Source organism: Pseudomonas sichuanensis, from assembly GCF_024749065.1.
Taxonomy (GTDB): Bacteria; Pseudomonadota; Gammaproteobacteria; order Pseudomonadales; family Pseudomonadaceae; genus Aquipseudomonas; species Aquipseudomonas sichuanensis.
In genome coordinates, this window is the sequence record NZ_CP087185.1 from 4,447,342 (window position 1) to 4,469,299 (window position 21,958).

Below are 21,958 nucleotides of genomic sequence, written 5' to 3' on the forward strand. Positions count from 1 at the left end.
TATCCTGTGGGAGCCGGCTTGCCGGCGATAGGGCCGATACAGGCGAACCCGCAGATCAGCGCTTGCGCAGAATCACGCTACCGATCGAATACCCCGCGCCAAACGAACTCAACACACCCAGCGAGCCCGCAGCCAAGTCATCCTGGTACAGATGGAAGGCGATCACCGAGCCCGCCGAACTGGTGTTGGCATAACGGTCCAGAATCACCGGCGCCTCTTGCTCGGCCACCTCACGCCCCAACAGCTTCTTGACGATCAGGTGGTTCATGCTCAGGTTGGCCTGGTGCAGCCAGAAGCGCTTGACGTCGTTGGGCTGCAGATCGTTCTCTTCAAGGTGCTGGCCGACGATCTCGGCCACCTTCGGGCACACCTCACGGAACACCTTGCGGCCTTCCTGGATGAACAGTTTGTCCGCGGCGCCCTCGCCCTCCTCTGCCGCACGGTTGAGGAAACCGAAGTTGTTGCGGATGTTGTTGGAGAACTCGGTCCACAGCTTGCTGCTGACGATGTCGAACTGGTGCTTCGAGGTGGCCTGGTCGGCACGCTCGATCAGCACGGCAGTGGCGGCGTCACCGAAGATGAAGTGGCTGTCACGGTCACGGAAGTTCAGGTGGCCGGTGCAGACCTCTGGGTTGACCATCAGCACCGCACGCGCCTGGCCCAGCTGCACGCTGTTGGCGGCGGTCTGGATGCCGAAGGTGGCCGAGGAACAGGCCACGTTCATGTCGAAGGCGAAGCCCTGGATGCCCAGCGCCTGCTGCACTTCGATGGCGATGGCCGGGTACGGGCGCTGCAGGTTGGAACAGGCGACGATCACGCCGTCGACATCGGCGGCAGTGCGACCGGCGCGCTCCAGTGCCTGGCGGGCGGCGGCCACGGCCATTTCGCAAAGCACCGAGGGTTCGTCGTTGCTGCGCTCAGCCAGGCGCGGCTTCATGCGCTGTGGGTCAAGGATGCCGGCCTTGTCCATCACGAAGCGGCTCTTGATGCCCGAGGCCTTCTCGATGAAGGCGGCATCGGACAGCGGCGCTGCCTCGATTTCGCCGCGCTCGATGGCTGCCGCGTTGTCCTGGTTGAACTGCTGCGACCAGGTGTTGAAGGATTCCACCAGTTCTTCGTTGGAAATGCTCTGGGCCGGGGTATACAGGCCGGTGCCGCTGATCACGACGTTGTGCACGGTCGTTCCTCTGGTCAAAGGCCATCGCCATGCGGCGCAGGCCGGGAAAAGGGCAACATAATGGCACCTTGGTACCAATTTACAGACGAGGGCTGCGCCCTCGTTCGCGGGTAAATCCACTCCCACAGCGACTGCATTACCCTGTGGGAGCGGGTTTACCTACGAACGGCCGCACAGCGGCCGCAAATTCCAGCAAGTTTGCCACAAGTTGCAACGGTTAGGCTTCCACCTGACTCCACTGCTTGCTCAGTCGCTTGTCGGAAACCGGCACTTTTGTTCCCAACTGCTGGGCGAACAACGACACCCGGTACTCCTCCAGCAGCCAGCGGTACATCAGCAACTGCTCGTCACGCTTGCCCTCCTGGGCATGCTTGTCGGCACGGGCCTTGTACTGGGCCCAGCAATTGGCCAGTTCGCCACTCCACACCCGATCCTTCTGCACCTGCGACCCCAGCTTCTCCAGGCGCAGTTCCACCGCCTTGAGATAACGTGGCAGTTCCTTGAGCCAGACGCCCGGCGTCTCACGCACGAAGCCTGGGTAGACCAGGTTGGCCAGTTGCTGCTTGATGTCGTTCAGCGCCACTGCCTGGCTCAGGTCGATCTTGCCCTTGAAGCGCTTCTGCAGGCCATGCCACAGCTTCAGCACGTCAAGGGTCAGGCGCGCCAGGCGTTCGGCATGCTCGGTCCAGCTGCCGCGCTTGCGCTCGGCCAGTGACGCCAGGCCGGCACCGTCGCGGGGCAAAGGGTCTTCGCCTTCGAGGATGCAACTGTCGAGGCTGGCCAGCAGGATGTCCTCGACCAACGCCTCGACCCGCCCCAGCTCGCGGTACAGCAAGCCCAGTTCAGTCAGCCCCGGCAGCTTGCCGCGCAGGAACTTGGCCGGCTCGGCCAGCTGCTGCAGCAACAGGCGCTGCAGTGCGCGGCGGTGCTGGAACTCGGCTTCGGCCTGGGTGGAGAAACGCCCCTCGCGCACGGTGCCGTTGTCCTCGACCAGCGCCGGGTAGACGGTCATCGACAGCCCGGCGATCTTCTGCTGGGCGGTCTGCGCCACCTGGGTGAAGGCCTTGGCCTGCACCGGCTGCTCGGCCTTCTCGTTGCGCGGCAGGGCCAGCGCCGCCTGGCTGGCGGCGGCGAAGCGCGCGGTCAGCTCGGCCAGGTCACGGCCCTCACCGAGGAACTTGCCTGCGGCGTCGACCACTTCGATGTTCATGCGCAGGTGGCCTTCCACCAGCCCGGCGGCTTCCGCCCAGGCTTCATCGGACACCCGTGCCCCGGTCATGCGCAGCAGTTCCTGCCCCAGGGCCTGCGGCAGGCCGCCCTGGCCGAAGGTCATGCGCGAAAGCGCCGCCTTGACGAAGTCCGGCACCGGCACGAAGTTCTTGCGCAAGGCCTTGGGCAGGTTGCGCACCAGGGCAATGCACTTGGCCTCCAGCAGCCCCGGCACCAGCCATTCCAGACGTTCGCCCGGCAGGTTCGGCAGCAGTGGCGCCGGCACCCGCACGGTGACACCATCGCGCGGGTGGTTGGGCTCGAAGTGATAGCTCAGCGACAGGCGCAGGTCGCCCACCTGCAGGTGGTCCGGGTACTGCGCGGCGGTCACCTCGCTGGCCTCGCGGGCCAGCACATCTTCCTCGCGCATGATCAGCAGGTTGGCATCCTTCTGGCTGGTCATCCGGTACCAGGCGTCGAAGGTCGCGGTCTGGTGAATCTCTTGCGGCAGGCGCGCCTCGTAGAAGGCGTACAGCGTCTCTTCATCGGCAAGGATGTCGCGCCGGCGTGCCTTGGCTTCCAGCTCGTCGAGCTGCTCGAGCAGGCGTTTGTTGGCCGCCAGGCACTTGGCCCGCGACTGGATCTCGCCGCCGACCAGCCCCTCGCGGATGAACAGCTCCCGTGACGTGACCGGGTCGATCGGGCCGAAGTGCACCGGCCGGCGGCCGACCACGATCAGCCCGTACAGGGTGATCTGCTCGTAAGCCACCACCTGCCCGCGCTTCTTCTCCCAATGAGGCTCGAAGTGATTCTTCTTGATCAGGTGGGTGGCCAGCGGTTCGATCCAGTCCGGCTCGATCTTGGCCACCATGCGCGCATACAGCTTGGTGGTTTCCACCAGTTCGGCGGCCATCACCCATTGCGGGCGCTTGCGGCCGATGCCGGACGAGGGATGAATCCAGAAGCGGCGCTGACGCGCGCCCTGATAGTCGCCCTCTTCGGCCTTGTGGCCGATCTGGCTGAGCAGGCCGCTGAGGATCGCCTTGTGCATGCGCGGGTAATCGCACGGGTCTTTGTTCACCGTAAGCTGCAGGTCGCGGCAGATCAGCGCCAGTTGACGATGGGCATCGCGCCACTCGCGCAAACGCAGGTAGTTGAGGAAGTTCTTCCGGCACCAGTTACGCAGCGGGTTGGCGGTCAGCGCCTGGCGCTGTTCCTCGAAACCGCGCCACAGGTTGACCAGGGCGGCGAAGTCGGAGTCGACGTCCTTCCACTGGGCATGGGCCTGGTCGGCCGCCTGCTGGCGCTCCGGCGGGCGCTCGCGCGGGTCCTGCACCGACAACGCACTGGCAACGATCAACACCTCTTGCAGGCTGCCCAGGCGTGCGCCTTCAAGCAGCATGCGGCCCAGCCGCGGGTCGATCGGCAAGCGCGCCAGTTGGCGGCCCAGCGGCGTGAGCTGGTTCTCGCGATTGACCGCCGACAGCTCCTGCAGCAGGTTGAAACCGTCGCTGATGGCCTTGCCATCCGGTGGCTCGATGAACGGGAACGCGTCGATGGCACCCAGGCGCAGGTGCAGCATCTGCAGGATCACCGCCGCCAAGTTGGTACGCAGGATCTCCGGGTCGGTGAACGCCGGCCGGCCGTTGAAGTCCTCTTCGCTGTACAGGCGGATGCAGATACCCGGCTCGACCCGGCCGCAGCGGCCTTTACGCTGGTTGGCGCTGGCCTGGGACACCGCCTCGATGGGCAGGCGCTGGACCTTGGCGCGGTAGCTGTAGCGGCTGATGCGCGCGGTGCCGCTGTCGATGACATAGCGGATGCCCGGCACCGTCAGCGAGGTTTCGGCGACGTTGGTCGCCAACACCACACGGCGGCCGCTGTGGGACTGGAAGATCCGCTGTTGCTCGGCCGGCGACAGGCGTGCATACAGCGGCAGGATCTCGGTATGGCGCAGTTGCGCCTTGCGCAGAATCTCGGCGGCATCGCGGATTTCGCGCTCGCCGGGCAGGAACACCAGCACATCGCCCGGGCCCTTGCCCTGGCTGCGTTCGTGCTGGGCAATCTCGTCGAGTGTGGCGAGGATCGCCTGGTCGACCGAGAGATCGTCCTCGATCTGGTTGCCCTCCTCGTCCTGCTCGCTGGTCAACGGGCGATACCAGGTATCCACCGGGTACGTGCGCCCGGAAACCTCGATGATCGGCGCGCCGTCGAAGTGCTTGGAGAAGCGCTCCAGGTCGATGGTCGCCGAGGTGATGATCAGCTTCAGCTCCGGGCGACGGTGCAGCAGGGTCTTGAGGTAGCCCAGCAGGAAATCGATGTTCAGGCTGCGCTCGTGGGCCTCGTCGACGATGATCGTGTCGTAGCGCTCGAGGAAGCGGTCGTGCTGGGTCTCGGCCAGCAGGATGCCGTCGGTCATCAGTTTGACCAAGGTGTTCGAATCGCTCTGGTCCTCGAAACGCACCTGGTAACCGACCAGCGCGCCCAGCGGCGTGCCGAGTTCTTCGGCGACCCGCGCCGCCACGCTGCGCGCGGCGATCCGCCGGGGCTGGGTGTGGGCGATCAGGCCATGGCTGCCGCGTCCCAGCTCCAGGCAGATCTTCGGCAACTGGGTGGTCTTGCCCGAACCGGTCTCGCCGGCGATCACCAGCACCTGGTGTTCGGCCAGGGCCTTCTTGATCTCGTCACGCTTGGCCGCAATCGGCAGGCTGTCGTCGTAACGGATGCTCGGCACGCTCTGCTGGCGCGCGGTGACCTGGGCAAAGGAGGCCTGGACCTTCTCCACCCACTGCGCAAGCTTGGCCTCGTCTGGGCGCTTGCGCAGCTCATGCAGTTGCCGCCGCAGGCGATGGCGGTCGGCGATCATGGCGTGGTCGAGGTTGTTCAGCAGTTGGTCGATGGCGTGGTCTGTCATGGGGCTTTTTAATGATGCAGCGGGCGCTGCTTATTCATGATCGGCATTCGAAGGGGCGGGATTGTCGCAGATTTGCCGTTTTTTTGCTGTCTGCGCTGGCCCTTTCGCGGGTAAACCCGCTCCCACAGGGCTGTGTGGGAGCGGGTTTACCCGCGAAAGGGCCAGCACAAATGTTTAGCCGAACGCGGAATGAACGTCGCCATTCACTGCTTTAATCAACCTTACGCACCATGTGAGTATCCAAGGCATGCTCCCCGACCCGCTCATCGCCCGCCCGCTGCCTCGCCCTTCGCTGCCGAAGGCCAGGGCCCGTGCCGGCGAAAATCCGCTGGTGCATGTCATCCTCGCCTTCTGGGCCCTGTGGCACTGCCGCCACGCGCGCCCACCAGACACCTCGCTCGCCACTCACTGACCCGTTGCGGCATCACGCCGACCTTTTCAGTACGACCGACCGAACCATTACGGCGGTCCTGTGCGCCCATGGGCGCGAGCGAATTCCACCATGCACTTTGCACCCGCAGAGCAAGCCAGACGCTTCCTGGCCGACAACCCCGATATCGACCTGATCGAACTGTTCATCCTCGACGCCAACGGCGTGCCACGCGGCAAGCTGCTGCACCGCGATGAACTGCTGGCGGTGTTCGAAACCGGCCGCCCGCTGCCAAGCACCATCCTCGGCCTTACCCTCAACGGCGACGACGTGGAAAACTCCGGCCTGGTCTGGGATGTCGGCGACATCGATTGCCGCGCCTACCCGCTGGAAGGCAGCCTGGTGCGCCTGCCCTGGCGCCGGGTGCCGACCGCGGCGGTGCAGGTCAGCATGCACCCCAGCGAAGGCCTGCCAGCCAGCATCGCCGACCCGCGTCACGTACTGCTGCGCACCATCGATGCGCTCAAGGCCGACGGTTACTACCCGGTGATGGCCTGCGAGCTGGAGTTCTACCTGCTCGACCAGAAGCCTGACGCCCAGGGCCGCCCGCAACCGGCGCTGGACAACGACGGCGGCCGACCGCGCACGACACAGGTTTATGGCCTGCGCGAACTGGAACAGATCGAACCCTTCCTCGCCGACCTCTATGCCGCCTGCAAGGCCCAGGGCATCCCCGCACGCACGGCGATCTCCGAATACGCCCCGGGCCAGGTCGAAATCACCCTGGAACATGGCGATGCGCTGGAGGCGATGGATCAGGCCGTGCGCTATAAACGCCTGGTCAAAGGCGTCGCCCACGCCCACGGCATGCAGGCCTGCTTCATGGCCAAGCCGTTCGCCCAGCTGGCCGGCACCGGCATGCACATGCACCTGAGCCTGGCCGATGCCGACGGCAACAACCTGTTCGCCAGCGAGGACAAGGCCGGCACCCCGCTGCTGCGCCAGGCGGTCGCCGGCATGCTGCGCCACCTGCGCGAATCGCTGCTGCTGTTCTGCCCCAACGCCAACTCGTACCGCCGCTTCCAGGCCAACAGCTATGCGCCGCTGGCGCCGACCTGGGGCGTCGACAACCGCACCGTCAGCCTGCGTGTGCCGGGCGGGCCGGCCAACAGCCGGCATGTGGAGCACCGCATCTGTGGCGCCGACGCCAATCCCTACCTGGCCGCCGCGGCGATTCTGGCCGCCAGCCACCAAGGCATTCGCGAGCAGCTCGACCCGGGCGCACCGGTGCAAGGCAACGGTTATGCCCAGGCCACCGAGCACCTGCCCACCGACTGGCTAACCACCCTCGATGCCCTCGAGCGTTCGGCGTGGGCCCGGGAAGCCTTCGGCGAGGCCTTCCTGGGTGTGTACCTGAAGGTCAAGCGCGCCGAATACCGCCAGTTCATGGCCGAAGTGGGCGAGCAGGACTGGCGCTGGTACCTGCACCAGGCCTGACAGACGAATTACAACAAGGAACACTCATGAACGCAGCAGTGAACAAGGGGCCGGCCCAGCGCGCGCCGTCCTACTACAGCGCCACCCTCAACGACCACAGCGAATACCCCACCCTCAAGGGCACGGTGCAGGTCGACGTGGCAATCATCGGCGGCGGTTTCACCGGCGTGGCCACCGCAGTGGAGCTGGCCGAGCGCGGCCTGAAGGTCGCCATCGTCGAGACCAACCGCATCGGCTGGGGCGCCAGCGGACGCAACGGCGGGCAGGTGACCGGCAGCCTGTCGGGCGACGAGGCCATGCGCACGCAAATGCGTGAACGGCTCGGTGCCGAGGTGGATGACTTCATCTGGCACCTGCGCTGGCGCGGGCACCAGATCATCGAGCAGCGGGTGGAACGCTATGGCATCGCCTGCGACCTCAAGCGCGGCCACCTGCATGCGGCGATGAAACCCTCGCACCTGAACGAACTGCGCGTCTTCGAGGCCGAGGCCCAGCGCCGCGGCATGGGCGACCAGGTGCAATTGCTCGACCGCGCCGCCATGGCCGAGCACCTGCAAAGCCCGCTGTACATCGGCGCGCTGAAGAACCGCCGCAACCTGCACCTGCACCCGCTCAACCTGTGCCTGGGCGAGGCCCGCGCGGCCCACAGCCTGGGCGCACTGATCTTCGAAAACTCCGAGGTCCTGGACATCATCCACGGCCCGCGCCCGGCAGTGGTCACCGCCCACGGCCGGATCGAAGCGCGGCAGGTGATGCTGGCCGGCGATGTCTACCACAAGCTGGAAAAGCGCCAGCTCAAGGGCAAGATTTTCCCGGCCATGGGCGGCATCGTCACCACCGCGCCACTGGGCGAGCTGGCCGCGCAGATCAACCCTCAGGACCTGGCGGTGTACGACTGCCGCTTCGTCCTCGACTACTACCGCCTGACCGCCGACAAGCGCCTGCTGTTCGGCGGTGGCGCCAACTATTCCGGGCGTGATTCGCGGGATATCGAGGCCGAACTGCGCCCGTGCATCGAACGCACCTTCCCGGCGCTCAAGGGCGTGCCGATCGAGTTCCAGTGGAGCTGCGCCATGGGCATCGTGGTCAACCGCATCCCACAGTTGGGCAAGCTGTCGGACAACGTGTGGTACTGCCAGGGCTATTCCGGGCATGGCATCGCCACCAGCCACATCATGGGCGAGATCATGGCCGAGGCATTGACCGGGACGCTGGAGAAATTCGACACCTTTGCGGCGTGCAAGCACATCAAGGTGCCGATGGGGGACCTGCTGGGGAATCCGCTGCTGGCGGCGGGGATGTGGTACTACCAGATGCTTGAAAAGCTGCGCTGATTTTCACTGGCCCATTCGCGGGTAAACCCGCTCCCACAGGTTCATCGCCGCTTCTGAAAACGGCGCGACTCCTGTGGGAGCGGGTTTACCCGCGAATAAGCCGGTGAAGGCTATCAGGCGATCTTCTTCAGGCCCTGCTTCTTCAGCTCTTCATCACGCAGCTCGCGGCGCAGGATCTTGCCGACGTTGGTGGTCGGCAGTGCATCGCGGAACTCGATGTAGCGCGGCACCTTGTAGCCGGTGACGTTGGCGCGCATGTGCTCCAACACCTGCTCCTTGGTGACGGTCATGCCCGGCTTGACCACGATGAACACCTTGATCACCTCGCCGGATTTTTCGTCCGGCACGCCGATGGCGGCGCACTGCAACACACCCGGCAAGGCGGCGAGCACGTCTTCGAGCTCGTTGGGGTACACGTTGAAACCCGAGACCAGGATCATGTCCTTCTTGCGGTCGACGATGCGCATGTAGCCGTCCGGCTGGATCACGGCGATGTCGCCGGTCTTCAGCCAGCCATTGCTGTCGAGGATCTCGGCGGTGGCCTCCTCACGCTGCCAGTAGCCCTTCATAACCTGCGGGCCCTTGATGCACAGTTCGCCTACTTCGCCCAGCGGCAGTTCCTGACCGTTGTCGTCGATGACCTTGCACAGGGTCGAGGGTACCGGGATGCCGATGGTGCCGACCTGGTTGGCCTCGGACGGGTTGACCGTCGCCACCGGGCTGGTCTCGGTCATGCCGTAACCTTCACAGATGGCGCAGCCGGTCACCGTCCTCCAGCGCTCGGCCACGCTCTGCTGCAGCGCCATGCCACCGGACAAGGTGATCTTCAGCCCCGAGAAATCCAGGTTGCGGAAGGTTTCGTTGTTGCACAGGGCGACGAACAAGGTGTTCAGGCCGACGAAGCCGCTGAACTTCCACTTGCCCAGCTCCTTGACCATGGCCGGCAGGTCGCGCGGGTTGCTGATGAGTATGTTGTGGTTACCGATCAGCATCATGGCCATGCAATGGAAGGTGAAGGCGTAGATGTGGTACAGCGGCAGCGGGGTGATGAGGATCTCGCAGCCTTCGTGCAGGTTCGAGCCCATCAGCGCGCGGCACTGCAGCATGTTGGCGACCAGGTTGCGGTGGGTGAGCATCGCGCCCTTGGCCACGCCGGTGGTGCCGCCGGTGTACTGCAGCACGGCCACATCGTTGGCCTGCGGGTTGGCCTCGGTGACCGCGCCGCCCTTGCCCAGGGCCAGCGCATCGTTGAAGCGCACGGCATTGGGCAGGTTGTAGGCCGGCACCATTTTCTTCACGTACTTGATGACGCTGTTGACCAGCAAGCGCTTGAGCGGTGGCAACAGGTCGGCCACTTCGGTGACAATGACGTGCTTGACCTGGGTCTTCGGCACGACCTTTTCGGCCAGGTGCGCCATGTTGGCCAGGCACACCAGCGCCTTGGCGCCGGAATCGTTGAACTGGTGCTCCAGCTCCCGCGCGGTGTACAGCGGGTTGGTGTTGACCACGATCAGCCCGGCACGCATGGCGCCGAACACGGCGACAGGGTATTGCAGGACGTTGGGCAACTGGACGGCAATGCGATCGCCAGGCTTCAGGTCGGTATGCTGCTGCAGCCAGGCGGCAAAAGCGCCGGACAGCGCATACAGTTCGCCGTAGGTGATGGTCTTGCCCAGGTTGCTAAAGGCAGGTTTGTCGGCAAAGCGTTGGCAGGATTGCTTGAGAACCGCCTGGATATTGGGGAATTCGTCAGGATTGATGTCCGCCGTGACCCCGGCTGGGTACTTATCCTTCCAAAAATGTTCGATCATGGAAGCCCGCTCCTTCAGCAACAGCGAATTCGGTACGCGTCGATGCGCTTATTATTGATATGCGAAGCCGGCTCATTGCAAACCGGATCCTGGGAAAGCGCGCCGAGAGTAACAGCTTTACCAGGGGTCGCCTAGAGGCCGAAACGGGCCTCTCGGTCACAAAAATGACTCAAAGAAATGTACAGGTCATTTTTAGAGTATTTATCCAAAGTGTCGCAATATCGGCTGAAAATGCCGAAATAGAGCCATTACTGCTGTGGGAGCGGGTTCACCCGCGAACTTGGCAGTGGCCCCGCCTACGCTTTCGCGGGTAAACCCGCTCCCACAGGACCTGCAAAGCCTCAGGCGATATCGCGCAGCTCCCGACGCAAGATCTTGCCCACCGGTGTCATCGGCAACGAATCACGCAGCACGATGTGCTTGGGCACCTTGTAGCCGGTGAAGTTGGCCTTGCAGTAAGCCTTGAGCTCGTCAACGCTCAGCCCCCCCGCGCGCGGCACCACGAACAGCTTGACCGCCTCGCCGGATCGTTCGTCCGGTACACCGATGGCCGCACAGCTGGCCACCTGCGGGTGGTTCATCACCACGTCCTCGATTTCGTTGGGGTACACGTTGAAACCCGAGACGATGATCATGTCCTTCTTGCGGTCGACGATGCGGGTGAAGCCGTCCGGGTCGATGATCGCAATGTCGCCGGTCTTGAACCAGCCTTCGGCATCCAGCGCCTGGGCCGTGGCTTGCGGTTGCTGCCAGTAGCCCTTCATCACCTGCGGCCCTTTGATGCACAGCTCGCCGCGCTCACCCAGCGGCTGCTCGTTACCCTCGTCGTCGATCACCTTGAATGCCGTACCGACCACCGGGATACCCACCGTCCCCAACCGCGCCAGTTGGCCATAAGGGTTGGTACTGGCCACCGGGGACGTCTCGGTCAGGCCGTAGCCTTCGACGATGCGACAGCCGGTCAAGGCCTCCCAGCGCTCGGCGGTGGCCTTGACCAGCGCCGTACCGCCGGAGTTGGTGACCTTGAGTGCGGAAAAATCCAGGGATTTGAAGCCGGGGTGGTCCATCAAGGCGACGAACAGTGTGTTCAGCCCCAGCAGCGCCGAGAACCGCCACTTGCCCAGCTCCTTGATGAAGCCCGAGATGTCGCGGGGGTTGGTGATCAGCACGTTGTGGTTGCCGGTGACCATCATGCACATGCAGTTCGCGGTGAACGCATAGATGTGATACAGCGGCAGCGGCGCGATCATCACCTCCTGGCCTTCCTTGATCAGCGGCTGGCCGTCGGGGCCGTGCTGGGCGAAGCAAGCCAATACCTGCAGCATGTTGGCCACCAGGTTGCCGTGGCTGAGCATCGCGCCCTTGGCCAGGCCGGTAGTGCCGCCGGTGTACTGCAGCACGGCGATATCTTCGTGCACTTGCGGCACCGGTTTGTGGGTCAGCCCACGCCCCAGGCGCAACACCTGCTTGAACGACACGGCCTGGGGCAACTGGTAGGCGGGCACCATCTTCTTCAGTTTGTCGACCACGGTATTGATCAACCAGCCCTTGGCAGTAGGCAGCAGATCGCCCATCTTCGCCTCGATCAGATACTCGATGCCGGTGTCGGGCAATACCTCCTGCACGCGGCTGCCGAACATGTTCAGGTAGACCAGCGCGCGGGCCCCGGAGTCCTTGAACTGGTGGCGCATCTCGCGTGCGGTGTACAGCGGGTTGGTGTTGACCACCACCAGCCCGGCACGCAGGGCGCCGAACACGGCGATGGGGTACTGCAGCACGTTGGGCATCTGCACCGCGATGCGGTCGCCCGGTACCAGGTCGGTATGCTGCTGCAGCCAAGCGGCGAAGGCCGCGGAGTGGCGTTCGAGCTCGGCATAGCTGAGCGTCACGCCCAGGTTGCTGAATGCCGGGCGGTCAGCGAAGCGCTTGCAGGAGCGTTCGAAGACATCGACGACGGACGCATAGGCCGTCAAATCCAGTGTGGAAGGCACGCCCGCCGGGCGCTTGTCGTTCCAGAAATCGGCTTGCATTTATTGTTGTTCCTCTGCCGGGACCTTCCCTGACCTTGATGCCAGGTGGCAAAAAGGCGTTCTGCCGACGTTAGCAGTTCGGCCCAAGGTGGCAAATACGCCAAGTGCTGCCATTAACATTGTGAATCTTATTTATGCCCTTCCTGCAATTGTGGCCTTTGCGCATACACTGTTCCTCGAACTCCGTGCGCAAGGACCCGCCATGCCCCATGACGCCTTCTGGCTGCCCGCCAGCGAGCATTGCAGCCTCTACGTGCACCAATGGCTGCCGGCCACGCCGGTCAAGGCCGTGGTGTTGCTGGCCCACGGCATGGCCGAGCATGCCGGGCGCTACCAGCGCCTGGGGCATGCCCTGAATGACGCCGGTTACGCCCTGTTCGCGCCAGACCTGCGTGGCCACGGGCGTACCGCCGAACTGGGTCACCTCGGCCTGTTCGCCAGCCACAATGGCTGGAATGCCGTGGTCAACGACCTGGGCTTGCTGGCCCAGCACATCGGCCAGCTGTTTCCCGGCACACCGCTGTTCCTGTTCGGCCACAGCATGGGCAGCTATATCGCCCAGGCCTACCTGCTGCATCACAGCGCCAGCCTGCAGGGGGCGATCCTCAGCGGTTCGAACTTCCAGCCTGCAGCGCTCTACCGCAGCGCGCGCCTGATCGCTCGGCTCGAAGCCTGGCGCCAGGGGCCGCTGGGCAAGAGCGCGTTGATCGACTGGCTGTCGTTCGGTGCGTTCAACAAGGCGTTCAAGCCCAACCGCACCGCCTTCGACTGGCTCAGCCGCGACCCGGACGAGGTGGACAAGTACATCGCCGACCCGCTGTGCGGCTTTCGCTGCAGCAACCAACTGTGGCTCGACTTGCTGCAGGGCCTGGCGCAGATCAGCCAGGCCAAGCACCTCGCGCAGATCGATCCGAACCTGCCAGTGCTGGTAATTGGCGGTGAATGTGATCCGGTGAGTGCCGGCAAGCGTCTCACGGTTCTGGCCGACGCCCTGCGCGCGACCGGCAACCGCCACGTGCAGTTGCGCGTCTATCCTGGCGCACGGCACGAAGTGCTCAACGAAACCCATCGCGACGAGGTCTGCGCCGATATCATCGGCTGGCTGGAACAGGCGCTGGCCCTTGGCCGCCCTGTCCGCAGTGAATGATAGGCAGCCTCGCCCGCCCCACAAGGAAGCCCCGATGACCCAGGTCAGCAACACGCCTTACGAAGCCCTCGAAGTCGGCCAGAAAGCTGAGTACCAGAAGTCCGTGGAAGAACGCGACATCCAGCTGTTCGCCGCGATGTCCGGTGACCACAACCCGGTGCACCTTGACGCCGAGTTCGCCGCCAAGAGCATGTTCCGCGAACGCATCGCCCACGGCATGTTCAGCGGTGCGCTGATCAGCGCCGCGGTGGCCTGCACCCTGCCCGGCCCCGGCACCATCTACCTGGGCCAGCAGATGAGCTTCCAGAAGCCGGTGAAGATCGGCGACACCCTGACCGTGCGCCTGGAAGTGCTCGAGAAGCTGCCCAAGTTCAAGGTGCGCATCGCCACCAACGTGTACAACCAGAACGACGAGCTGGTGGTCGCCGGTGAGGCCGAGATCCTGGCGCCGCGCAAGCTGCAGACCGTCGAACTGGTGAGCCCGCCGAATTTCGTTGCCAGCTGATTTCAGTGCTGGCTTTTTCGCGGGTAAACCCGCTCCCACAGGTTCTGCGCCACTTTTGAAAGCAACGCTTAACCTGTGGGAGCGGGTTTACCCGCGAAGAGTCCTCCCAACCTGCTCAAGCGCCGCTCGATGTGCCGCCGCTCCGGCCCCTGCCGGGTCAGCGCAAGCGCCTGCTGCCAAGCCTCCCGCGCCTGCTCCTCATTACCCAGCTGCCAATGCAGCTCGGCCCGCGCAGCATGGGCCAGGTGATAATCACCCAGCTCGCCACGCGCCAGAATCGCCTCCACCGCCTGCAAGCCCACCTGCGCACCGTCCCGACGGGCCAGCGCCGCCGCACGGTTGAGCTCGACCACCGGTGACGGCCAATGCCGTTGCAGCACCTCGTACAAACCGACAATCTCCCCCCAGTCCGTGGCTTCGGCACTGGGCGCTTCGGCATGCACGGCGGCAATCGCCGCCTGCAGGCTGTAGGGCCCGAACGCCCGGCTACGCAGCGCCTGCTGCACCAACTGGCAACCTTCCTCGATCTGCGCCCGATCCCACAGGCTGCGGTCCTGCTCATCGAGCACCACCAGTTCGCCTTCGGCATCGCTGCGCGCTCTTTGCCGCGAGGCCTGCAGCAGCATCAGCGCCAGCAGGCCGAGCACCTCGGCATCCGGCAGCAACTGCCCAACCAGCCGGCCCAGGCGAATAGCCTCATCGGTCAACGCCTGGGTCACCACGTCTTCGCCCGTCGAAGCCGAATAGCCTTCGTTGAACACCAGGTAGATCACCCGCAACACGCTTTCCAGACGCTCGGGCAACTCGTTCAGGGCGGGCACCTGGTAGGGGATCCTGGCATCACGGATCTTCGCCTTGGCGCGCACAATACGCTGGGCGATGGTCGTCGGGCTCTGCAGGAAGGCACGGGCGATCTGCTCGGTGGTGAGGTCGCACACCTCGCGCAGGGTCAGCGCCACTTGGGCATCGAAGGCCAGCGACGGGTGGCAGCAGGTGAAGATCAGACGCAGACGATCGTCAGCCAGCAGCTCCTCATCGCCGGGGTCGTGCGCCTCGCCTTCGAGCAGCATGATCAGCTCGGCCTGGGAACGGTCGAAACGGGCACGTCGGCGCAAGGCGTCGATAGCCTTGAAACGCCCGGTCGAGACCAGCCAGGCCCGCGGATTGTCGGGGATGCCGTCGCGCTGCCAACGCTCGACGGCAATGAAGAAGGCATCGTGCATGGCCTCCTCGGCCAGGTCGAAATCCCCCAGCAAGCGGATCAGGGTAGCCAGGATGCGCCGCGAGTCGCGGCGATAGACCGCCTCGACCTCCTCGCGTACCTGCGCCGGCGCTTGCATCAGTCCGGCATCCGCTGGGTCACTACCTCCACCAGGCGGTCCAGGCTTTCTCCCCAGCCCTGATGAAAGCCCATTTCTTCATGGGCAAGGCAGTCGGCGGCATTCCAGTGCCAGGCACGCGCGGTATAGCGGGTCTTGCCATGCTCTTCATCGAAGGTGACCACGGCGGTCATGAAGGCCTTCTCCGACGGCACCCACCCAGGGCGGAAGGCGTCGGTGAACACCAGCCGGTGCGGTGGGTGGATTTCCAGGAACACGCCCTGATGCGGGTATTCGCTGCCGTCAGGCGCACGCATCAAGGTGCGGAACAGCCCACCCGCCCACAGTTGCATCTCGCATTCCGGGGTGGTCATGCCGTGCGGCCCCCACCACTGCATCAGCCATTGGGGTTCGGTCCAGGCCCGGAACACCTTGGCCGGCGGGGCATCGATCAGGCGGCTGATGGACAGCTCGTGCGGGGCCTGTAGCGGTTGCGCCAGTGTCATGCTTGCTGTTCTCCTTCAGGGTTGCAGTTCGCGTATGGGCCGTACTTCAACACTGCCAACCCGTGCTGCCGGGATGCCCTTGGCGATGTTCAGCGCCTCGTTGAGGTCACGGGCTTCGACCAGGTAGAAGCCCGCCAGCTGCTCCTTGGTTTCGGCGAACGGGCCGTCGGTGAGGCTCATGTGCCCACCGCGAACACGCACCGTGGTGGCCGTCTGCACCGGCTTCAGCGCCTCGGCGGCGAGCATGCGCCCGGAGCCCTGGATGGACTGGGCGTAGGCCATGCATTCGGCGTCTTCGGGGCTGTCGGGCAGGCTGTGCAACAGCCCTTCATCACAGTAGACCAGGCACAGGTATTTCATGATCGTCTCCAGCGTGAGGTGGCGATGGGCGGTCGACAGGCTTCAGGGCTTGAGGTCGAACAGGGCTTTTTGCGTTTCTATGTCGAAAGGTGCCGACCAGTGCTCATGGATGACCTGCCATTGGCCCGCCTGGCGCCGGTACGCCACCGTGACCCGCATGAAGCCGCACTGGCTTTCATCGTCAGAGGGCCCGCAGCGGTTGAGCCAGTGGGCCAGGCCCAGGTCGCCGTCGGCATGCACGGTCAGTTGCGCCACTTCGAATACCATGGGGCCGGTGCAAAACCCCATGCACATTTCCCAGTGCGCGCGGTAGGCGGCCTTGCCCTTGAACTGCAGGGCCTGGATCGCATCGAAGGCGAGGATGTCGTCGGCGTAGGGCGCGACGATCTTGTCGACATCGCGGTCGCGCACGGCCTGGATCCAGTGCTCGATCAGTTGGCGGATTTCATGTTCGGCTGCGCTGTTCATCGATGTTTCCTCCGGACGTTGGGGCGACGGTGTTGATGTTGCGTTCACCTTTGGTCGAACGGGGATCGGGCAAATCGACAGCGCCTGGGAGAATTTCCCATCGCCTCAGCGGCGCTCGAGCGGAATCCAGATTTCCATGACGGACTGCGGGTCGGCAGGGTCGAACCCGGCCGGGTAACGCTCGAACACCGCGGCGTTGGCCGAGCGCTCGCCGGAGGCAGGCAGCCACTGCTGGAAAATGCCGTCGAAGGTCGCCTTGATGCCCTGCAGGCTGCCGTGGTGTTCGAACACTGCGTAATGCTGCGGCGAGAGCGTCAGGTGAGTGAAGCCGGCGGGCAAGCCGGCAGTCGCAGCGACCTCGACGCCGGCCAGATAGTCGAAGCCGCCCTGCTCGTCAGGGTTGTAGCACACACCATAACTGTCATGGCCATGGGCGCCGGGCACATGCCCGATATGCGGCCCGAAGCGCTGCCACAGGCGCGGCAGCCCACTGAGATCGGCCATGTCGAAGCGCTCGGCGAAGCCGGCCAGGGTCAGCGCCCGGCCATCTTCGTAGCGAACGGGGATCGGGTTCTTCATCATTGCTCTCGCTGAATTGACGTGGAGGCCATTGCACCGGGCCATGCTGGTTCGATAGCGTAGCCCAGATCCGCCACAGGAAAGCGCCCCCATGCCGTTGACCAGCCAACCCCTGCTCGCCTGCGCACAGCTGGAGTTGTCGTGGGTGCACGCGCAGGGCAGTGCCAGTTTTGCTCGCCATACCCACGACGAATACGTGCTGGGCGCCAATTTGCGAGGCGCTGAACAGATTTGGCTGGACGGTCGCGAGCTGGCCGTACCCGCCCGCCGCGTAACCTTGTACAACCCATTGGCCGTGCAGGCTTCGACCTTCGGCCCCGACGGCGTTGAATACATCAGCCTGCACCTGGCCACCGATACCCTGCGCCAGGTGATCGGTGACAACAATCTGCGCTCGTCCGACCAGCCCCCGGCGTTCGAGCAGGGCATCCTCGAGCACCCCGGCCTGTTTGCAGCCCTGCTCGACCTGGCCCGGGCCGACGCTGGCGAGCGCGAGCAGGCATTGCTGTTGCTGGTGGCGCAATTGCTCGAACAACCCACGGCCACGCCCGGCGAGCAGTCGGTCGCGGTCAGTCGCAGCCTGGCCGCGATGAACGCGAGCCTCGACAGCCGCCTGGAACTTGAGCAACTGGCGCAGCTGGCCGGGCTCAGCAAATACCACTACGCGCGCTGTTTCAAGAAAGCCACCGGCCTTGGGCCGCTGCAGTACCACATGCAACTGCGCCTGATCGAAGCGCGCCGCCGCCTACGCGCAGGCCAGCACCCGCAGGACGTGGCGCTCGACCTGGGCTTTTATGACCAGAGCCATTTCATCGGTGCCTTCCGCCGCGTGCACGGGGTAACCCCGCAGCACTACGCGACCCACTACAAGGGTGGCGCGGCCAGGATGAATTCGCGGTAACCGGAGAGGACTACGTACAATTCTTGAGGCATTTAGGTCCGAGTGAGCTGGCAACGCAGCACCAGCCTTTTGCAGTCAATAAAAAATCGTGGCACCCCATCACTCTGCTCGTGACCAAACCACCTCATCACTATCACCACAGAACACCAACACTTTCTTTGTCGAGTCAATCAACCAGTATATAAACCCAGTGGTCTCATGCAGCAACAACTGCAAATCCTTTGGCGACTGAAATTGCCAAACATGCCACTCATCATCCACCACCATCAAATAGACAAAACTCTCTTCCTGGCAAACTACCTTCCTCCAAAAATCAGCATCATAACAACTACTAGCCTCGCTAATATAACGAGGATCCAACCCACCACCCGATTCATAAAAAATTTCTACGTAGCTCAGAAACTCATCGAGCTCCGCACCAAGCACGCGAACAACCTCAATGGAATTATTCAACAATTCCTCTTCAATCTCTTTCTGCAAATACCTCATATCTCGCTTACGTCCCTTCCGCATCTCGCAAGCCACCCATGACTTCCGAAACCTCACGACAACAGAGGCCAACCGAACTAACACTACTCCGCTTCAATAGCGTAATGTTTTCTCGCGACAGCAACAAACTAAACGCACCCATCAAATAGTACACACCCACCACAACACTCAAACACCACGCAAGCTTACTCTACATGCGACCAGACCACTTCATCGCTATCTCCAAAAAACACTAAAACCTTCTTGGCAGAATCTAGCAACCAAAAAACATACCTCGTTGTTTCCGCTACAAGCAGCTGTAGATCCTCTTTGCTTTCGAACCTCCAAGCATGCCAATCACTATCTCGAACAAACAGATAAACAAAGCTATCCGACTGCCTTGATATCTTGCTCCAGAAATTTTTATCATAGCGAACCATCGGCCTCTGCCTGTAAGCGAACTCAAAACAAGCACCACCACCATAAAAATTATGACTCAAATAATCCATAAGCCCTTTCAAATGCTCACCTTCTATCCGCTCCACATTTAGCGAATGCAGAGCTATCTCCTCTTCAATTTCCAACTTCAAATACTCCATACAACCTCCTACCCCTCTGACGCTCTGCCTCTTGCAACATGTACTCGTTGAACGAGAATATGCCCACTTAATGACCCGGTACGCCTGCGCTTCCCAGCAGTCTGGTAACCAATGTGCGGGACTTTCGGGCCAAGCTGACTTGCTGCAAGCCCTGGATCATCAATATTAACCTCAGCTCCTTTGTTTAGCCCTCCCCTAACCGACCACTCTGTCGGATGTGACTTCCCATATTGATCCTTACCCCATCTCGTCACCTCAAATTCCGACCTGGGAACCCCTGTTCGTCTAAATGCCTCATCCAATGCCTTTCTATCTTGATCATAGGGCGATCCTGGCAGGGTTCGATAATCCAGATCCTTTTCTGGGTCAAACTTCCGGACAGCACCCCGCCAACCCCAACGGATCCACCCACCCCGTCGGGTTCACACCATACAAATACCCATTAACCCCACCCGCCAGTCCAATCGGATCCGGCGTCAGGTACTGCCCAGTCTGCGGGCTGTAATAGCGGTGCCGATTGTAATACTGCCCGGTTTCTTCATCGTAGTACTGCCCCTGGAAGCGCAGGGGGTTGTCGACGTGGTCCACGTCCAGCCGCAGCACGTGGCCGTATACTGCCAATTTTCACGTTCACACACGACCATTCACACCGAGTTATCCAAACACAAAAATCTGCCAATTAGCCATAGTCACCGTACAGACAAACCAAACGATCACACTTATTCATCACCTCCGCATTATCCTTACTCACATTCACCTCGCACCAATCAAAAATCATTCTTGCACCCTCAGACATCTTATACACAGCAGACTCTCCAATAAACTCGAACGCCATTCCATTTTCAAAATCAACTAGATATGCTGGCATATTATCCAAATCCTCATCTTTCTGAACGAACACGCCAGACATCTCAATACCGACACCCTCAAACTGCAGCAAGCAATCAAGCAAAACATCAAGATAGCTCTCTACATATTTTGCCCCTGAATCCCGAAAATCCATCAAGCACGCACTAACAATTTCAGCAAAACTAAATGCAGCCATAAAGCCACCCTGACTAGGTCATCAACTCATTAAAAACCCCTTAATAACATTCTATTTCCGCACACACACCCTCTCACTCGATAGCACTAAGCCTTATCTAGCTGCCTTACATAGCACAACAACCACTCTCACTTACGTTTCCCCAAGCCACTTCCACCATAAACTGACACCAATTTATTACACGCCTCCAGAACAACCTCCCTATCACGATAAACTTTCCTCTCACACCAATCACGTATAATTTCCGCCCCTCCGGCATAGTACATACGAAGCTCTTACCCATAAATTCAAAAGCCATACAACCTTCTCGACCAACCAAGTACGATGGAATCATTTGAAAATCCTCATCACACTCCAAGTACACACCAGATTCTTCTACGGCAATACCCTCATAGACCAATAGCTTTCGCAACATTACACCTATGTAGCTATCCGCACAGCTACTAGAACACTCTCTAAAACCCACCAAACAATCCCATATAACAGATTTATCGCCTCCAAGTTTCATTAGCCTTACCTCATGGGCGAATCTAAAACCACACCAGAAATACCTTTATAAACTTCAAGCCCCACCCCTTACACGCCGCTTTACAAATCCCTGATATACAAACTACGCACACCACCGCCAATCCAAAAATTTCTCACAGCACTCAAAACCTCCAGATCACCATGAAGAGCGGAATAAGAACTTGAATAAAGGCAATGAACGACTCCCTCACACCTCTTTAAATCAAATAAGCTCTCCACTAGGATGCAGCCAATTGCGGCCTGCACCATCCAAGGCTCCTTATTCGCGTCAATAACTTTAATCGCCGATGCAATCAAGGAAACGTCAGCCAAAATAATCCCCTAATCCTCTCCCATGTCCTCAGCTGAGAGGCTTAACAACTTTGTAACTCGCACTCACACATCCGGCGGCGCGCCAACGCACTCCATAAATTCCTCTCAACCAAACTCCCAGTCCATCTAATAAAATCGCATCCGAACAAATTATAAAACCCTGCAAGACCTATCCATCTACAGAACGCGCCTAGCGCGACAAAAACCATCACAGAGCTCCACCAACTTATCACAAGCAGCTATTATCGCTACTTTATCTGAAGCATCACCTACGGAATGGATATTATTCTTACACCAATTTTTAATATAACTAGCACCTACCAAAATAGAACAAGTGATACGCTCACCCATAAATTCAAAGACCATACTCCTATCACAGCCAAACACCTCCCCCTCCTTCACATACACCCCAGCGATGCCCACTCCCATACCCCCACCTTTAACCAAACAATCCAACAACTGTAAAATCTTACTATTTCCACACGTATCCAAAGAAAGAAAAACAGCAAGCAGACACTCACCTGAAATCTCACTCCGAGTGAGGCTACTCATCCCGCCATACAGGCTAACCAACTTACTACATGCTTTTAGTGTTGACTCCCTTTCAACGACCACATTTCTATAACACCACTCCTCTATAAACCTCGCGCCAACCCCCATAGGGCAAACTACATGCTCATCATTATATTCAAACGACATATCAAACCCATCAGGATCCAAGTAATTTGGAATACTCAGAGGATCACTATCACAACCCAATGAAATATCCGACATTTCCGTACCCACCCCTTCAAAATCAAGCAGCCGATCAATCAGCACCCCAATGAAGCTCACACCTTCAACATCTGCAGAGATTTTGAAATCAAGCATACAGATGCT

General features: G+C 61.4%; 19 protein-coding genes and 1 pseudogene. 5 read left to right on the top strand and 15 right to left on the bottom strand.

The features are described from left to right. Positions 1-55 precede the first annotated feature (55 nt). Together LOY51_RS20100 and hrpA are read right to left on the bottom strand one after the other, a co-directional pair. Entirely contained in the window at positions 56-1,177 is a 1,122-nt protein-coding gene (locus LOY51_RS20100; protein WP_125859596.1) for a beta-ketoacyl-ACP synthase III, read from the bottom strand. A 217-nt stretch (positions 1,178-1,394) separates the two neighbouring features. Then, complete coding sequence (gene hrpA, locus LOY51_RS20105; RefSeq protein WP_258642770.1) at positions 1,395-5,300, bottom strand: ATP-dependent RNA helicase HrpA; 3,906 nt, start codon at positions 5,298-5,300, stop codon at positions 1,395-1,397. Between the two features lie 502 nt (positions 5,301-5,802). Here hrpA and LOY51_RS20110 point away from each other — a divergent pair. Together LOY51_RS20110 and LOY51_RS20115 are read left to right on the top strand one after the other, a co-directional pair. After that, positions 5,803-7,167 carry a glutamine synthetase family protein gene (locus tag LOY51_RS20110; protein WP_258642771.1) on the top strand — a complete coding sequence of 455 codons (1,365 nt, stop codon included), beginning with the start codon at positions 5,803-5,805 and terminating at the stop codon, positions 7,165-7,167. Positions 7,168-7,193: 26 nt separating this feature from the next. Next, on the top strand, positions 7,194-8,501 hold the full coding sequence (locus LOY51_RS20115; protein WP_258642772.1) for an NAD(P)/FAD-dependent oxidoreductase: 1,308 nt from the start codon (positions 7,194-7,196) through the stop codon (positions 8,499-8,501). A gap of 113 nt (positions 8,502-8,614) precedes the next feature. Here LOY51_RS20115 and fadD1 read toward each other — a convergent pair whose 3' ends face one another. Next, entirely contained in the window at positions 8,615-10,312 is a 1,698-nt protein-coding gene (gene fadD1 / locus LOY51_RS20120; protein ID WP_125859601.1) for a long-chain-fatty-acid--CoA ligase FadD1, read from the bottom strand. Between the two features lie 341 nt (positions 10,313-10,653). Further along, a complete protein-coding gene (gene fadD2 / locus LOY51_RS20125) occupies positions 10,654-12,342 on the bottom strand; it encodes a long-chain-fatty-acid--CoA ligase FadD2 (RefSeq protein WP_258642773.1) in 1,689 nt (562 codons plus the stop codon). A gap of 202 nt (positions 12,343-12,544) precedes the next feature. Here fadD2 and LOY51_RS20130 point away from each other — a divergent pair, with 202 nt between their 5' ends. Then, complete coding sequence (locus LOY51_RS20130; RefSeq protein ID WP_125465090.1) at positions 12,545-13,489, top strand: alpha/beta hydrolase; 945 nt, start codon at positions 12,545-12,547, stop codon at positions 13,487-13,489. 34 nt (positions 13,490-13,523) lie between these two features. Next, positions 13,524-13,994 (top strand): MaoC family dehydratase, encoded by a 471-nt coding sequence (locus tag LOY51_RS20135; RefSeq protein ID WP_125465091.1) that lies wholly within the window; start codon positions 13,524-13,526, stop codon positions 13,992-13,994. Between the two features lie 68 nt (positions 13,995-14,062). Here the strand turns inward: LOY51_RS20135 and LOY51_RS20140 are convergent, their stop codons facing one another. The 5 genes from LOY51_RS20140 to LOY51_RS20160 form a co-directional block, all read right to left on the bottom strand. Then, positions 14,063-15,334, bottom strand: a complete 1,272-nt coding sequence (locus LOY51_RS20140) for an RNA polymerase sigma factor (protein ID WP_258642774.1) — start codon at positions 15,332-15,334, stop codon at positions 14,063-14,065. Beyond that, positions 15,334-15,819: an SRPBCC family protein gene (locus tag LOY51_RS20145; RefSeq protein ID WP_125465093.1), complete on the bottom strand. Its 486-nt coding sequence runs from the start codon at positions 15,817-15,819 to the stop codon at positions 15,334-15,336. The genes LOY51_RS20140 and LOY51_RS20145 overlap by 1 nt, the downstream gene beginning before the upstream one ends. A 15-nt stretch (positions 15,820-15,834) precedes the next feature. Continuing rightward, positions 15,835-16,179: a YciI family protein gene (locus tag LOY51_RS20150; protein WP_258642775.1), complete on the bottom strand. Its 345-nt coding sequence runs from the start codon at positions 16,177-16,179 to the stop codon at positions 15,835-15,837. A 42-nt stretch (positions 16,180-16,221) separates the two neighbouring features. Beyond that, complete coding sequence (locus tag LOY51_RS20155) at positions 16,222-16,647, bottom strand: YybH family protein (protein WP_258642776.1); 426 nt, start codon at positions 16,645-16,647, stop codon at positions 16,222-16,224. A gap of 105 nt (positions 16,648-16,752) precedes the next feature. Next, complete coding sequence (locus LOY51_RS20160; RefSeq protein ID WP_258642777.1) at positions 16,753-17,229, bottom strand: GyrI-like domain-containing protein; 477 nt, start codon at positions 17,227-17,229, stop codon at positions 16,753-16,755. A gap of 88 nt (positions 17,230-17,317) precedes the next feature. Between LOY51_RS20160 and LOY51_RS20165 the strand changes: the two genes are divergently transcribed. Further along, positions 17,318-18,127, top strand: coding sequence for a helix-turn-helix transcriptional regulator (locus tag LOY51_RS20165; RefSeq protein ID WP_258642779.1), 810 nt, complete (start codon positions 17,318-17,320; stop codon positions 18,125-18,127). Between the two features lie 99 nt (positions 18,128-18,226). Here LOY51_RS20165 and LOY51_RS20170 read toward each other — a convergent pair whose 3' ends face one another. The 6 genes and pseudogenes from LOY51_RS20170 to LOY51_RS20195 all read right to left on the bottom strand — a co-directional run bounded on the left by LOY51_RS20170 (position 18,227) and on the right by LOY51_RS20195 (position 21,949). Beyond that, positions 18,227-18,616, bottom strand: a complete 390-nt coding sequence (locus tag LOY51_RS20170; RefSeq protein WP_258642781.1) for a hypothetical protein — start codon at positions 18,614-18,616, stop codon at positions 18,227-18,229. 185 nt (positions 18,617-18,801) lie between these two features. Then, positions 18,802-19,194: a hypothetical protein gene (locus tag LOY51_RS20175; protein WP_258642783.1), complete on the bottom strand. Its 393-nt coding sequence runs from the start codon at positions 19,192-19,194 to the stop codon at positions 18,802-18,804. An 8-nt stretch (positions 19,195-19,202) separates the two neighbouring features. Beyond that, positions 19,203-19,598, bottom strand: coding sequence for a polymorphic toxin type 47 domain-containing protein (locus LOY51_RS20180; protein WP_309475598.1), 396 nt, complete (start codon positions 19,596-19,598; stop codon positions 19,203-19,205). Further along, positions 19,567-19,806, bottom strand: a pseudogene (locus LOY51_RS20185) (RHS repeat-associated core domain-containing protein); the annotation flags it as partial. The gene LOY51_RS20180 and the pseudogene LOY51_RS20185, both read right to left, overlap by 32 nt. A gap of 67 nt (positions 19,807-19,873) precedes the next feature. Beyond that, entirely contained in the window at positions 19,874-20,239 is a 366-nt protein-coding gene (locus LOY51_RS20190; RefSeq protein ID WP_258642784.1) for a hypothetical protein, read from the bottom strand. A gap of 1,017 nt (positions 20,240-21,256) precedes the next feature. Beyond that, positions 21,257-21,949: a hypothetical protein gene (locus LOY51_RS20195; RefSeq protein WP_258642785.1), complete on the bottom strand. Its 693-nt coding sequence runs from the start codon at positions 21,947-21,949 to the stop codon at positions 21,257-21,259. Positions 21,950-21,958 lie beyond the last annotated feature (9 nt).